Below are 14,273 nucleotides of genomic sequence, written 5' to 3' on the forward strand. Positions count from 1 at the left end.
TCTAATAGACCGTTCGGTCTAATGCAAGCGTGTTTACCGGCGACACGCGTTCAGAATGTCCAGCTGCTGCTGATAAACCTTTGATTTCACATCCATCATGCCCAGCACCGTCGAGAATAAATTGTCCTGCGAAACCGCATTTTTTGCTGCATGGTCACGCAAACACTGTTCGTTGATGCCAAAGTTTTTCGCATAATCCGGTGACAGCCAGAACATAAACGGAATATGCGTCTGCTGCTCCGGCGCCAGCATATACGGCGTGCCGTGCAGATAAATACCGCTTTCGCCCAGCGATTCCCCGTGATCCGAGAGATAAATCAGCGCAGTGTTCATGTTCGCCTGACGGGCCTTCAGCGCATCGATGGTTTTGCTGACCATGCTGTCGGTATACAGGATGGTGTTGTCATAGGTATTCATCAGCGCCTGATGATCGCAATCCTGAATCTCATTGGTGTCGCAGGTTGGGGTGAACTTACGGAAGGTGTCCGGGTAACGGCGATAGTACGCCGGACCGTGGCTGCCCATCAGGTGGATAACCAGTACCGTATCTTGCTTGACGCCATCCAGCACGTTGTCCAGACGGTAGAAATTCACATCGTCAATACAGGATTTGTCTTTGCAGAACTGATCCAGCTTCCACTGCGTCATGTCGGTATGGGGCACACGGTCGCAGGCACCTTTACAGCCGCCGTCATTGTCGCGCCACAGCAGGTTGACGCCTGCATGGTTGAGCACGTCGAGCAGCCCTTCCTGGTGGCGAGCCAGGTCGGCATCGTATTTGCTGCGCGTCATGCCGGAGAACATGCAGGGCACGGAAACGGCGGTTTCAGTACCACACGAGGAGGCCTGCGGGAAGTTAATCACATCCTGCTTTTTCAGTTCCGGGTTGGTTTCACGGCCGTAACCATTCAGGGAGTAGTTCGCTGCGCGCGACGCTTCGCCGATAACCAGCACCAGAACGGTTTTCTTTTGCTGACCCGTAATCAGCGGCCCTTTATGTGCATCTTCACCAATTCGCACCAGCGTCTGATCGCCGGCAAACCAGCGCATCTTGCTGTATTTCACGACGGCACTGACATAGTTCGCCGGGGTGACCATTTTGACGATGCTTTTGTTATTGCGAAACAACGATGCGTAATCTTTATAAAACACGGCGGCGATAAGGATAATCACCAGCAGGGCACCGAGCATCGCGGCAACGCGCGTCAGCAGGGCGTACCACCATTTTCCGGTACGAATGCGGGTCAGCGCCAGCACCAGGGATGGAACCAGACCGGCTATAACAATCCACAGAACCATCTGCGGGGTCACCAGAGCGGTGGCTTCCTGGGAGTTGGTTTCGAACACGTTCACAATCATGTTCTGATCGATGACCGCGCCGTAGGTAAACATAAAATAAGTCGCCGCGGCGCACCCGACGGTTAAGACGATCAGCAGCGGCTTACGGATATAAGGGATATTGAGCAGGCTAAACACAATGACCCAGCCACAAAACAGCACCACCGGCACGGATGCAGCGAAGAGAACATCGTGCAGATGAGCAGGGGCAATAATGGCCCAGCTGCGCTGGATAAATAGCCCGTTAAGCAGAGTAAAGAAGAGTGCACAGCCCAGAGTAAATTTTATGTCGTTACATTGTAACTTTTTACTTAACCACATCGATCGGTAAACCTGTCATTGTCATGATGTGGCGAGTATAGAGAGGGAAGATTAGTGAAACCTTAATGCCACAAAACTGTGGTAAAGCCCTTGCACGCGGCGAGTTTAGCGTCTTCACTGTAGATGAGATTGGTTAACCGGAGGTGAGTGTGGCAGAGCAGCTGGAGTTTTTCCCCATCCAGAGCCCGTGCCGGGGGATTTGTCAGGTGGATGAACGCGGATATTGCCGTGGGTGTATGCGCACGCGTGATGAACGTTTTAACTGGCAAAACTTCAGCGACACGCAAAAGCAGGAGGTGCTCCGGCTCTGCCGACAGCGTTTTCTGCGCAAAATCCGCGCAAACAAAGCCTCTGAGACCGCAGAACCGCAGCAACCTTCACTGTTTTAACACGGTAATTGCGTATACTCATGGCATCACGTCCTTGAGGAAAATGTTATGGTTCAGCGAATTACCCTTGCCCCACAGGGGCCAGAATTCTCCCGTTTTGTCATGGGTTACTGGCGCCTGATGGACTGGAATATGTCCCCCCTCCAGCTGGCGAGTTTTATTGAAGAGCACCTCAATTTAGGCATTACCACCGTCGATCATGCGGATATTTACGGTGGCTATCAGTGTGAAGCCGCCTTCGGCGAGGCGCTCAGGCTGGTTCCGGCACTCCGAGATCGCATGGAGATAGTCACCAAATGCGGCATTGCCACCACGGCAAAACCTGAACATGCCCTCGGTCATTACATCACCGACAGCGTGCATATCATCAAGAGCGCCGAGCAGTCGCTGGTTAATCTGGCAACTGATCGTATCGACCTGCTGTTAATTCACCGTCCGGATCCGCTGATGGATGCCGATGAGGTGGCGGAAGCGTTCCTGAGCCTGCATCAGAGCGGGAAAGTGCGTCACTTCGGCGTCTCAAACTTTACCCCGGCACAGTTTACGCTGCTCCAGTCTCGTCTGCCGTTTACCCTGGCCACGAACCAGGTTGAGATCTCCCCGGTGCATCAGCCGCTGCTGCTGGATGGCACTCTCGACCAGCTGCAGCAGTTGCGCATTCGCCCGATGGCCTGGTCGTGCCTGGGGGGCGGACGTCTGTTCAATGATGATGAGTTCCAGCCGCTGCGCAACGAGCTGGAAACCATCGCCCGCGAGTTGAATGCCCAGAGCATTGAACAGGTGGTTTACGCCTGGATACTGCGTCTGCCGTCCAAACCGCTGCCGATTATTGGTTCAGGAAAAATTGAACGCGTGCGTTCTGCCCTGGCAGCCGAAGAGCTGCAGATGACCCGCCAGCAGTGGTTCCGCATTCGCAAGGCCGCGCTGGGTTACGACGTGCCTTAAACCGCAAGAGGGTGACTTTCCGGTGAAATCTGTGCCCCTGGTATACACTTAAGGGGCAAAAAATAACCAGCGGAGGTCATATGAAGCGTTTTGCTCTGGCATTGGTCACGCTGGTTGTTTGCGCAGGGGCGCAGGCAGCCAGCGACGAAGTAGAAATGAATCTCGTTACCTCACAGGGTGTGGGTCAGTCCATCGGTACAGTGAAAATCACTGAGACCGACAAAGGGCTGGAATTCGCACCCAATCTCAAAGCTCTCCCACCCGGCGAACATGGTTTCCACGTCCATGCCAAAGGAAGCTGTCAGCCAGCCATGAAAGAAGGTAAACCGTCGGCAGCGGAAGCAGCCGGGGGGCATCTCGATCCGCAGAACTCAGGCAAACATGAAGGGCCAGACGGTATGGGACACCTTGGCGATCTCCCGGTGCTGGTGGTGAACAATGACGGTAAGGCCACGGATCCGGTCGTGGCCCCGCGGCTGAAAAAGCTGGATGAGGTCAAAGGCAAAGCGCTGATGATCCATGTGGGCGGGGATAACATGTCCGATCAGCCTAAACCGCTTGGCGGCGGCGGGGCCCGCTATGCCTGCGGCGTAATCTGATCTCCAATCGTTCCCGGTGGTGGTGCCTGTTCCAGCTGCGACAGCGAGCAGTGCAGGCGCCAGATTATCGAGGCTAAATCACGGGCTGCGGGCAGGTGATGCCGAGCAAGGGTATCGCAGATGCGCTGTAGTTCAGCTAGCGTGGCCTCCAGAGGCCGCTGCTGAACGCCGCGCTCGCTCATCACATCGCGCAGCAGGGAGAGGCAAACGTCACGCACCTGCGACAGCGGATCCGAGCGCGTTTCCCATGCGCGAAGCTGCCAGACCACGTGAGAGCAGTTCAACAGCACCACGCCCCAGCGCAGCAGCCAGCGGCGGGAAAGCGCGTCCTGACTGTTATTTAGCTGGCTGACGTGGTGATACACCAGCGATTCATACTCGCTTTCACGCAGATGCGGTTTGCGACTGAGCTGGTCGACAAACCCTCTGCGCAGCTCCCGAATATGCCTGCGGCTTTTGCGCGCATCTGAGCCGGGGCGCAACACCGCGAAGGCCAGCCACGCCAGCCCCACGCCAAGGATTTTCGCCAGGTTGTCATTAAGAAAATCGGCGTAATCATACACCGGCGGATTCGTCACGGAGATAAACGAGCCCATAAAGACAATCAGCTGTCCCCAGAGCCCAGCAAGCTTCGGCATTTGCAGCTTGAGTAGCTGCATGGTGGTTAACAGTGGAAAAAGAAACAGCAGGAACTGCCACAGATCGCTTATCTGCACCATCAGACCAAACTTCACCACAAAACTAAACAGTGACAGCAAAACAAGCGTGCGTAGCAGCAGCGTAAGCGAGTTAAACGGCGAGGCCGCGACGGAGTAAAGCACGCAACTGATAGCGGCAAGCGTCAGGGCGGCCGTACCGGATCCCCACTGTGTGGTGATGCTCCACGCCCCCACCAGCATCAGTGCGCAGAAGGTGCGAAAACCGCTCCACAGCGCTTCCAGATAATCGGTGTGACGTGCGAGAGCGGGGCTGCCTGGAACGTTAAACTCCGTGACCGGGGTGGCATTCTCAACCGCGTTAATCCAGCGGCTGCTGCGCAGATATAACCGGCAAAAGTAATTCAGCCGCTGCCAGAAGGCGCGATGGCGATAATCATATTCATCCACCGGCGCGAGCGGGGCGATGATCCTCGCGACGGTGTAGATGTCCGCATCCGGGCGCGCGAGCGCCGCGAGCAGGGTCTCGATCACGGCACGGGTATTTTCGGGTGGCGTCGGCCAGTTGAGCAGCATCCGGCGCAGGCTGGAGATGGCGCTGGTCATGCGCAGCTGCTGATGCAGCAAATAGTTAAGCAGGGTGTTCTGACGGCGAAAACGGTAATGGCTCCAGAAAGCCTGAATACGCAACAGATTCATGGTCAGGATCTGCCCGATGACCTTTTCATGGGCGAGTCGAATATTATCGCTGGTATCGGGTTGCCACAGCAGGCTGGCATGTTCCAGCAGGCGGGTATGCATGGTTTTCAGTGCGGTAATAAGCGCAGTGCCGTCGGACGTGCTGGGCAGGATCATCATCATGAAGCCACCGCTGAGGATCCCGACAATCACTTCACAGACGCGGGCCTGAGCGATGTCCCACAGCTCGGTGGTGTCGAGCACGTTCACCACTGGAAAGGCAATAATGGCCGCAGTATAGCCCGCCAGCTGGAAAGCATAGGCGACGTTATTGGTAAAATGCGCGCAGGCCCAGGTACAGCATCCCAGCCATGCCGCCATGCTCAGCAGGAACAGCCACGGATCGTTCAGGGTATGGCCCGCGATAATTAACGCCGCGGTGGCACCCAGCAGGCTACCTGCAATACGGCCCAGGCTTTTGCTGATCACCCCGCCCACGGTGGGGAAACTCACGACTGCCGCAGAGGTCATCGCCCAGTAGGGCTCGTCCAGGTTCAGGTAATAGGCGACGCTTAGCGCCAGACACATGGCTATGCCATTACGCAACGCGTAGCGCCACTGTGGACGCGTGGCCTTCATCCACGGCGTATTTTGCCAGGAGAGCGCCGACAGCTTCATTAATGGTTTCCGATGGAGACGGTGCAGGTGGTGCCCGATACCAATGTAATGTCCTGGGGTAAGCGGTCAAACTCCACGCGTACCGGAACGCGCTGAGCAAGACGTACCCACGGCACGTTCGGCTTGATGTCCGGCACCAGGCCGGAATCCGTTTCGACACTTTGATCGTAAATGGCACGGCCAATGCTGGATACGTGACCCTGTAACTTTTGCGAGCCGCTATAAAGCGTAATAGCAGCTGGCGATCCCTCGCGAATATGCCGAAGTTTGGTCTCTTCGAAATAGCCCACCACGTAGAACGAGTGGCTGTCGACGAGAGCAAAAACCGGCTGACCGGTAGTGGCGTAGTTACCCACGCGGGCGGAGAGGTTGGTCACCCACCCATCGACAGGCGCAGTAATCACGGTTTGCGCGAGCTCCCACTGCGCCTGCTTCAGCGTTGCCTCCGCCACGTTGACGCTCGCCTGCACCGCCTTAACATTGATATTAGCGGTGTCTAAATCTTCCGCGGAGATGTAGTTTTGCGACAGGTGGCGGCGGCGGTTTGCTTCGTTATTGGCCTTTGCTAAATCAGACTGGGCTTTTGCGAGCTGTGCCTGGGCATTCAGAATCGCAATGTGATACGGAGTATCGTCGATACGGAATAAAACCTCTCCCTTTTTCACGAACTGGTTATCTTTAACCAGCAATGTCGTGATAGTGCCCGATACCTGCGGGGTGATGCTGACCTGCTCAGCGCGAACTTTGCCGTCACGCGTCCAGGGGGACTGCATATAAAAGTTCCACAGCCACCAGCCCGCAACCAGCGCGAGGGCAAGCACAAAGAGAGTAGAAAAGTACTTCAGCGTTTTCAGGGACATATTCACCACGCAGTCAAAACAGCAAGGCCCAGGCATACGGATAGGGCAAACAGGGAGAGATCCATCAACATGGGATGCCAGATTTCGCCGGAGTACATCCAGTCGCGAAGCAATCTATGCGCGATGAGCCAGAGAACAAAGCCCACCAGCACGGCTTTAAACAGGGGAGGAAAGTAGACTGACGCACCGAAGATCAGGTCCTGAAGGGAGAAACCTTCTGAGCGATGAAAAAAGATCACAGGCAGAAATCCTTTGCAGTGAACAGAATGCCGCGATGGCTTGTCTGAGTATGAGGAAGCATCACAATTCAGTGTAAGTCATACTTTTGAGTTCGATGAATGCAGTATTGCATTTGTTTTGCCAATACAAATGCTGCACACTATTCTAAAATCAGTATAATAACTTAGCAAGCTAATTATAAGGAGATGAAATTGGAATCGCCATTAGGTTCTGATCTGGCAAGGTTGGTACGCGTCTGGCGTGCTCTGATTGACCATCGCCTGAAACCTCTGGAGTTGACACAGACGCATTGGGTCACGCTGCACAACATTCATCAGCTGCCGCCTGACCAGTCACAAATTCAACTGGCAAAAGCGATAGGTATTGAGCAGCCTTCGCTGGTGCGTACGCTTGACCAGCTTGAGGAAAAGGGGCTGATCTCCCGGCAGACCTGCGCCAGCGATCGTCGCGCCAAGCGCATTAAGCTCACTGAGAAAGCGGCGCCTATCATCACTGAAATGGAAGCGGTGATCACCAAAACGCGCGGTGAAATCCTTTCAGGCGTTTCACCGGCGGAGCTTGAAATGCTCATCAGCCTCATAGCGCGCCTTGAGCAAAACATTCACGAGCTACAGTCTCGCGACTGACCAGACAACAAGGCCTTGCAACTGCAAGGCCTTATTTTTTTACTTAAAGACAACGACGCGGTTACGGCCTGTCTCTTTTGCTTCATACATCGCCTTATCGGCACTTTCCACGCACTCTTCTGCGCTTACCGACGAGGAGGTTGCCGTAAACACCCCCATGCTGATGGTAATCGGCTCTGGTAACTGACCCTCGCTGCTAATTTTATCAAAACCGCTTAGCTTCAACCGAATGCGTTCCGCCACCTGATATGCGTCTTCTGCGGAGGTGTTTGCCAGCATCAGGACAAACTCTTCACCGCCGATTCGCGCTGCGATGTCCTGGGGGCGTACGGAGTCCATCAGCAGATTGGCGACAAACTGCAGGACTTTATCTCCCTGCAGATGGCCGTAGTTATCGTTGATACGTTTGAAACGATCGAGATCGCTGACGATAACCGAAACCGGGCGGCTGGGTTTGGCGATGTCCAGCGCCTGGTTTAACGATTCATAAAAATAGCTGCGGTTATAAAGGCGCGTGAGCGGATCGCGAATCGAATTTTGATATGACTGCTGATATTTCAAATGGGAGTCACGATACAACCTGAAGACATCATAGAGCAGCACAAAAATAATGATCAGCGTGGCGACAGTTTCAAATAAGCGGGCGCGATACCAGGAGATACCTTCGGCATGTCCACCCATCAATAGCATTGAGAGCGTGACGATATAGCAGACGCACAAAAAATTACCGCCCACCCAGAATAAATTGCGTACGCGCGTAATAAACATCAGCGCTGCTAATGTCACCAGCCACAGAGCAATTAATAGAATATTAATGAACTGGCTCCAGAGAACCATAAACTGACGCGTTTCATTATCAACCAGGTCAATTGATAAGAATGATGAATGACTGGAATAGATCCAGGCCAACCCCACCGCACAGGCCGTAAAGAGAAACTCACCGCTTACAATCGCTATATGTGCCAATCGTGAAAGGGGATAATTGCGCGTGGTATAGAGTATTGCCGCAACGATGATGAGTACCGCCATTAAGAGATGGCGGAACATATAGTAGATCATCGCATCGTTGTAGTTCACGACGTTGAACTGGTAAAGGTCCAGCCAGGCGGGAAAGCTGGAGAGCGTTCCGAGCATCAGCAACGCGGAGCCCGCAAAGGCGAAGGCAAAGGCCACCAGATACAGCCGTTTTCTGTCACACCAGTATTTCATCACCATGAAACAGGCAATAAACAGGTGGAACACCAGCAGAAAAATGGTGAGCGTAGGGAATAAAAGCGGTGAAAAGGAAGGTACCCATTCAACGACCTTTAAATAGAGCGCTTGTAATATCCCGATGACAACAATACAACCGAGGCAGAACGCGATATAACGACTCTTTAGAGAACGACGATTTGCAAGCATATACGTTTTTAACGACATTATAATGAATGAAGGTAAGAGGATTGCGAAGAGTTTAATCAATTAGTACGCTAAATACTTTGCGCAGAAACAATATATGCCGTGGTAAATAATAGGTGTGGTGAATATATTTTGTAAATATATTTGTGAGGGTGATATATATTGTAAATGGATGTGGTCAGCTGACCACATCCATTTTTAATTAACGCGGAGAAACGGTAACCTGGCTGCCGTTGCTCGCCAGCACGACACGCTGACCGGCAGAGAAGCGGGTGTTGCCCTGTTTCTGAACAACCATAATGGTGCTGCCGTCGTCTTTACGAATTTCCAGCTCTACGCCCTGGGTTTTGTTCATCGCACCCTGAACGCCCTGACCCGCGACACCACCTGCTACGGCGCCCGCTGCGGTCGCCAGAGAACGGCCCGTGCCGCCGCCAACGGTATTGCCCAGGAAACCACCCAGAACGGCACCGCCGATTGCGCCCATCACGTTGTTATCATCGCCACCCTGAATTTGTACAGGACGAGCGTTAACAACGGTACCGTAAGTCACGCTCTGAACCTGTTTCGCTTCAGAAGCGCTGTAAACGTCGCCAGAGAGCGAACTGTCATTAACACAGCCAGCCAGGGTTAAACCAATTAGCGAAACGCCCAGTACACGTAAAATCATTTGAATCTCCTGTTCACCAAAAACGCCCAATCGGGGGCATCCGTTATGGCTAAATTATATGGCATAAAGGGCCATAGTTCATATCTTTGCACTAACAATAAGAAAATTGTACTTGAATTTAACTTAACGAGACATAAACAGGATCCGCCCGGCTTACCCGCATGACATTGTTAAAAAATATTATCGCCGGATGGCAAAGCAGCGCTGTTTATGGTTGAGTGGATAACCTTAGCCCACGCAACGTAAGGAAAGCGCATGAAATCGGGTCGCTACATTGGTGTGATGTCAGGCACCAGTCTGGATGGGGTTGATGTCGTTCTGGCCGCCATTGATGAAAACATGGTGGCGCAGCAGGCGAGCCTGACCTGGCCAATCCCCATTTCGCTGAAAGAGGATATTCTGAGTATCTGTCAGGGGCAGCAGCTGACTCTCTCCCAGCTTGGTCGACTCGATGTTCGCCTGGGGGCGCTGTTTGCGGATGCGGTGCAGGCTTTGATGCAAAAAGAACATCTTCGTCCGCAGGATGTGGTCGCCATCGGGTGTCACGGACAAACGGTCTGGCATGAGCCGACTGGCGACGCGCCGCATACGATGCAAATCGGCGATAACAACCAGATTGTGGCGAAGACCGGCGTAACGGTCGTCGGGGATTTTCGCCGCCGCGATATTGCGCTTGGCGGCCAGGGCGCGCCGCTGGTGCCTGCCTTCCATCAGGCGCTGCTGGCGCATCCTTCAGAGCGCCGCATGGTGCTCAATATCGGGGGCATTGCAAACCTCTCAATGCTTATTCCGGGCCAGCCCGTTCGCGGCTATGATACCGGCCCGGGAAATATGTTAATGGATGCCTGGATTTGGCGGCAGTGCGGCCAACCGTATGACAAAAACGCCGAGTGGGCGAGCGAAGGGAAGGTGATCCTTCCGCTGCTGCAGTCCATGTTAAGCGATCCTTATTTTGCCTTACCGGCACCGAAAAGTACGGGGCGGGAGTACTTCAACTTTGGCTGGCTCGAGCGCCAGCTGGCGCTGTTCCCGGCACTCGCGCCGCAGGACGTCCAGGCGACGCTTGCAGAATTAACGGCCGTATCGATTTCCGAGCAAGTGCTGCTCAGCGGCGGCTGCGAACGCCTGCTGGTGTGCGGCGGGGGAAGCCGCAATCCGCTGGTGATGGCGCGTCTTGCCGGACTGCTGCCGGGCACCGAGGTGACCACGACGGATGAGGCTGGCATCAGCGGTGACGATATGGAAGCGCTGGCTTTCGCCTGGCTTGCCTGGCGCACCATAGCTGGACTGCCGGGCAATTTGCCCTCGGTCACCGGCGCGCGCGAGGCCAGCGTCCTCGGGGCGATTTTCCCGGCAAATCCGCGTCATAATCAGAGTTAACTGAATTCCAGCGCCGCGTGTCATCGTTAGAATGGAACGAAACAGGAGGGCAGTCATGCCCTCCAGGACCAGGAAAGTCTTCGGAATACGCCCATGAAAAAACTTCTTCTTATTGCTGCGCCTTTACTGCTGTCAGGATGCAGCGTCTACAATCAGTTCCTTGAGCGCATGCAGACCGATACGCTGGAGTATCGCTGTGATGAAAAACCGCTGACCGTGAAGCTGAATAACCCGCGCCAGGAAGCCAGCTTTGTTTACGACAATAAACTGTTGACCCTCAAGCAGGGCATGTCGGCTTCCGGTGCCCGTTATTCCGACGGTATCTATGTCTTCTGGTCAAAAGGCGACAGCGCCACGGTCTACAAACGCGACCGCATTGTGCTGAACAATTGCCAGCTTGAAAATCCGAAGCGTTGAGATTTTTACAGGGGCGGCGCACAATAGCGCCACCCACTCTCAATGTCAGTTAACGCCATGTCAGATAACGACGAACTGCAGCAAATTGCGCATCTGCGCCGTGAATACACCAAAGGCGGCCTGCGTCGCCAGGATCTTCCCGCTGAACCCCTCGTGCTCTTTGAACGCTGGCTGAAACAGGCCTGCGAAGCGAAACTGGCCGACCCAACGGCCATGGTCGTCGCGACGGTAGATGAAAACGGTCAACCCTATCAGCGCATCGTCTTGCTCAAGCATTATGACGAGAAAGGGCTGGTGTTCTATACCAACCTGGGCAGCCGCAAAGCGCATCATCTGGAAAACAATCCGCGTATCAGCCTGCTGTTCCCGTGGCACATGCTGGAACGTCAGGTCATGGTGACAGGCAAAGCGGAACGCCTCTCGACGCTGGAAGTGGTGAAGTATTTCCACAGCCGCCCGCGTGACAGCCAGATTGGCGCCTGGGTGTCAAAACAGTCCAGCCGCATTTCCGCCCGCGGGGTGCTGGAAAGTAAATTCCTGGAGCTGAAACAGAAGTTCCAGCAGGGTGAAATACCGCTGCCAAGCTTCTGGGGTGGTTTCCGCATCCCGATTGAGCAAATCGAGTTCTGGCAGGGGGGCGAACATCGCCTGCACGACCGCTTTTTATACCAGCGCGACAGCGGTGGCTGGAAAATCGACAGACTGGCACCGTAATCCCCAAAATTTGTTGATTTAAGCGCTAGCGCACACCGCGCTGGCGCTTTATTCTATGGTCCTTTCGCATCAGGCGAAAAGTCGTGTACCGGCAAAGGTGCAGTCGTTTATACATGGAGAATTTGATGGCAAGCAGTAACTTGATTAAACAATTGCAAGAGCGGGGCCTCGTGGCCCAGGTGACGGACGAGGAAGCGTTAGCAGAGCGACTGGCGCAAGGCCCGATCGCGCTCTATTGCGGCTTCGATCCCACCGCTGACAGCTTGCATTTGGGGCATCTTGTTCCATTGTTATGCCTGAAACGCTTCCAGATGGCGGGCCATAAGCCTGTTGCCCTGGTGGGCGGCGCGACCGGTTTGATTGGTGACCCAAGCTTCAAAGCCGCTGAGCGTAAACTGAATACCGAAGACACCGTGCAGGAGTGGGTAGATAAGATCCGCAAGCAGGTTGCACCGTTCCTCGACTTCAACTGTGGCGATAACTCTGCCATTGCTGCTAACAACTACGACTGGTTTGGCAGCATGAACGTGCTGACCTTCCTGCGTGACATCGGCAAGCACTTCTCTGTTAACCAGATGATTAACAAAGAGGCCGTGAAGCAGCGCCTGAACCGTGACGACCAGGGTATCTCCTTTACCGAGTTCTCTTACAACCTGTTGCAGGGTTATGACTTTGCCTGCCTGAACAAACTGCACGGCGTTTCCCTGCAGATTGGCGGTTCTGACCAGTGGGGTAACATCACCTCCGGTATCGACCTGACCCGTCGTCTGCACCAGAATCAGGTCTTCGGTCTGACCGTTCCGCTGATCACCAAAGCCGACGGCACCAAATTCGGTAAAACCGAAGGCGGCGCGGTGTGGCTCGATCCGAAGAAAACCAGCCCGTACAAATTCTACCAGTTCTGGATCAACACGGCGGATGCCGATGTTTATCGCTTCCTGAAGTTCTTCACCTTCATGGACATTGCAGAAATCAATGCGCTGGAAGAAGAAGACAAGAACAGCGGTAAAGCGCCTCGTGCCCAGTACGTTCTGGCGGATGAAGTGACCAAACTGGTCCACGGTGAAGAAGGTCTGGCTGCGGCGAAACGCATTACCGCAAGCCTGTTCAACGGTACGCTGAGCGATCTGAGCGAAGCGGACTTCGAACAGCTGGCGCAGGACGGCGTGCCGATGGTTGAGATGGAAAAAGGTGCAGATCTGATGCAGGCGCTGGTGGATTCTGAGCTGCAGCCGTCTCGCGGTCAGGCGCGTAAAACCATCGCGTCTAACGCCATCACCATCAACGGTGAGAAGCAGGCTGACCCGGAATACACCTTCGTTGACGGCGATCGTCTGTATGGCCGCTACACGCTGCTGCGTCGTGGTAAGAAAAACTACTGTCTGGTCTGCTGGAAGTAAGTAAAAGTCTCGAGGGGCGTGGGAAACCACGCCCTTTTTGTTTTTTCAGGGTTTGGTAAGAAAAAGATGAAGAACATCCTCGCCATTCAGTCCCACGTTGTGTTTGGACATGCTGGCAACAGCGCTGCGGAATTCCCGATGCGCCGCCTCGGTGCCAACGTCTGGCCCCTCAATACCGTGCAGTTTTCTAACCACACGCAATATGGCAAATGGGCCGGCTGCGTGATGCCACCTTCACACCTTACAGACATCGTGCAAGGTATTGCGGATATCGATCAGCTCAAACGCTGTGACGCTGTACTGAGCGGCTATCTCGGCTCAGCAGAGCAGGGGGAACATATCCTCGGGATCGTGCGTCAGGTGAAAGCGGCAAACCCGGCAGCGAAATACTTCTGTGACCCCGTCATGGGCCACCCGGAGAAAGGGTGCATCGTTGCGCCAGGGGTAGCGGAGTTCCACGTTCGCCATGCGCTGCCGGCCAGCGACATCATCGCGCCTAACCTCATTGAGCTGGAAATCCTCTGCGAGCATCCGGTTAACAGCGTAGAAGAGGCGGTAAGTGCCTCTCGCGAGCTCATAGCCCAGGGGCCAGAGATTGTGCTGGTAAAACATCTCGCCCGCTCAGGGTTGAGCAGAGACCGTTTTGAGATGCTGCTGGTGACGAAAGATGAAGCATGGCATATCAGCCGGCCGCTGGTGGATTTCGGCATGCGTCAACCGGTGGGTGTGGGTGATGTGACCAGCGGCCTGCTGCTGGTGAAGTTGCTCCAGGGGACGGCTCTGCGGGATGCGCTTGAGCATGTGACCGCAGCCGTTTATGAAATTATGATGGCGACGAAAAACATGCAGGAATATGAGCTGCAGGTGGTGGCAGCGCAGGATCGTATCGCGAAGCCCGAGCATTATTTCAGCGCAACCCAATTGTAAGAGCAGGGATAGCGTAGGCCGGGTAAGCGCAGGCCAC

Annotated in this window: 15 protein-coding genes; 9 read left to right on the forward strand and 6 right to left on the reverse strand. The window is 54.5% G+C overall.

Annotated elements, in window-relative coordinates; all coding sequences use genetic code 11:
* Positions 1 to 33: 33 nt before the first annotated feature.
* Positions 34 to 1,659: a phosphoethanolamine transferase EptA gene (eptA, locus tag ACWKXT_RS02640; protein ID WP_454527033.1), complete on the reverse strand. Its 1,626-nt coding sequence runs from the start codon at positions 1,657 to 1,659 to the stop codon at positions 34 to 36.
* Between the two features lie 149 nt (positions 1,660 to 1,808).
* Here eptA and ACWKXT_RS02645 point away from each other — a divergent pair, with 149 nt between their 5' ends.
* The 3 genes from ACWKXT_RS02645 to sodC all read left to right on the forward strand — a co-directional run bounded on the left by ACWKXT_RS02645 (position 1,809) and on the right by sodC (position 3,592).
* The gene (locus ACWKXT_RS02645) at positions 1,809 to 2,048 is read left to right on the forward strand and encodes a DUF1289 domain-containing protein (RefSeq protein ID WP_454531577.1); all 240 of its coding nucleotides are present in this window, start codon (positions 1,809 to 1,811) and stop codon (positions 2,046 to 2,048) included.
* Between the two features lie 48 nt (positions 2,049 to 2,096).
* The gene (locus ACWKXT_RS02650; RefSeq protein WP_454531578.1) at positions 2,097 to 2,993 is read left to right on the forward strand and encodes an aldo/keto reductase; all 897 of its coding nucleotides are present in this window, start codon (positions 2,097 to 2,099) and stop codon (positions 2,991 to 2,993) included.
* Between the two features lie 80 nt (positions 2,994 to 3,073).
* A complete protein-coding gene (gene sodC, locus ACWKXT_RS02655; RefSeq protein ID WP_454531579.1) occupies positions 3,074 to 3,592 on the forward strand; it encodes a superoxide dismutase [Cu-Zn] SodC in 519 nt (172 codons plus the stop codon).
* On the opposite strand, the gene ACWKXT_RS02660 is transcribed toward sodC, so the two are convergent.
* The 3 genes from ACWKXT_RS02660 to ACWKXT_RS02670 are packed head-to-tail and all read right to left on the reverse strand — an operon-like array spanning position 3,571 to position 6,703.
* On the reverse strand, positions 3,571 to 5,604 hold the full coding sequence (locus ACWKXT_RS02660; protein ID WP_454531580.1) for an FUSC family protein: 2,034 nt from the start codon (positions 5,602 to 5,604) through the stop codon (positions 3,571 to 3,573). The genes sodC and ACWKXT_RS02660 overlap by 22 nt on opposite strands.
* Positions 5,604 to 6,464 carry an efflux RND transporter periplasmic adaptor subunit gene (locus ACWKXT_RS02665; protein ID WP_454531581.1) on the reverse strand — a complete coding sequence of 287 codons (861 nt, stop codon included), beginning with the start codon at positions 6,462 to 6,464 and terminating at the stop codon, positions 5,604 to 5,606. Before ACWKXT_RS02665 ends, ACWKXT_RS02660 begins: the two co-directional genes overlap by 1 nt.
* Before the next feature lie 2 nt (positions 6,465 to 6,466).
* Entirely contained in the window at positions 6,467 to 6,703 is a 237-nt protein-coding gene (locus ACWKXT_RS02670) for a DUF1656 domain-containing protein (RefSeq protein WP_454527027.1), read from the reverse strand.
* Positions 6,704 to 6,889: 186 nt separating this feature from the next.
* Here ACWKXT_RS02670 and slyA point away from each other — a divergent pair, with 186 nt between their 5' ends.
* Positions 6,890 to 7,330, forward strand: a complete 441-nt coding sequence (gene slyA, locus ACWKXT_RS02675; RefSeq protein WP_021241135.1) for a transcriptional regulator SlyA — start codon at positions 6,890 to 6,892, stop codon at positions 7,328 to 7,330.
* A 39-nt stretch (positions 7,331 to 7,369) separates the two neighbouring features.
* On the opposite strand, the gene ACWKXT_RS02680 is transcribed toward slyA, so the two are convergent.
* Together ACWKXT_RS02680 and slyB are read right to left on the reverse strand one after the other, a co-directional pair.
* The gene (locus tag ACWKXT_RS02680) at positions 7,370 to 8,731 is read right to left on the reverse strand and encodes an MASE4 domain-containing protein (RefSeq protein WP_454527026.1); all 1,362 of its coding nucleotides are present in this window, start codon (positions 8,729 to 8,731) and stop codon (positions 7,370 to 7,372) included.
* A gap of 199 nt (positions 8,732 to 8,930) precedes the next feature.
* Positions 8,931 to 9,398 (reverse strand): outer membrane lipoprotein SlyB, encoded by a 468-nt coding sequence (slyB, locus tag ACWKXT_RS02685; RefSeq protein WP_080327315.1) that lies wholly within the window; start codon positions 9,396 to 9,398, stop codon positions 8,931 to 8,933.
* Between the two features lie 255 nt (positions 9,399 to 9,653).
* Between slyB and anmK the strand changes: the two genes are divergently transcribed.
* The 5 genes from anmK (at position 9,654) to pdxY (ending at position 14,236) form a co-directional block, all read left to right on the forward strand.
* Positions 9,654 to 10,778, forward strand: coding sequence for an anhydro-N-acetylmuramic acid kinase (gene anmK / locus ACWKXT_RS02690; protein ID WP_454527025.1), 1,125 nt, complete (start codon positions 9,654 to 9,656; stop codon positions 10,776 to 10,778).
* Positions 10,779 to 10,871: 93 nt separating this feature from the next.
* Entirely contained in the window at positions 10,872 to 11,195 is a 324-nt protein-coding gene (gene mliC, locus ACWKXT_RS02695) for a C-type lysozyme inhibitor (RefSeq protein ID WP_024909356.1), read from the forward strand.
* 57 nt (positions 11,196 to 11,252) lie between these two features.
* On the forward strand, positions 11,253 to 11,909 hold the full coding sequence (pdxH, locus tag ACWKXT_RS02700; protein ID WP_454531582.1) for a pyridoxamine 5'-phosphate oxidase: 657 nt from the start codon (positions 11,253 to 11,255) through the stop codon (positions 11,907 to 11,909).
* 125 nt (positions 11,910 to 12,034) lie between these two features.
* Positions 12,035 to 13,309, forward strand: coding sequence for a tyrosine--tRNA ligase (tyrS, locus tag ACWKXT_RS02705; protein ID WP_023311370.1), 1,275 nt, complete (start codon positions 12,035 to 12,037; stop codon positions 13,307 to 13,309).
* Between the two features lie 66 nt (positions 13,310 to 13,375).
* On the forward strand, positions 13,376 to 14,236 hold the full coding sequence (pdxY, locus tag ACWKXT_RS02710; protein ID WP_454531583.1) for a pyridoxal kinase PdxY: 861 nt from the start codon (positions 13,376 to 13,378) through the stop codon (positions 14,234 to 14,236).
* The last annotated feature ends 37 nt before the right edge of the window (positions 14,237 to 14,273 follow it).

This window comes from Enterobacter sp. UPMP701 (genome assembly GCF_053709515.1).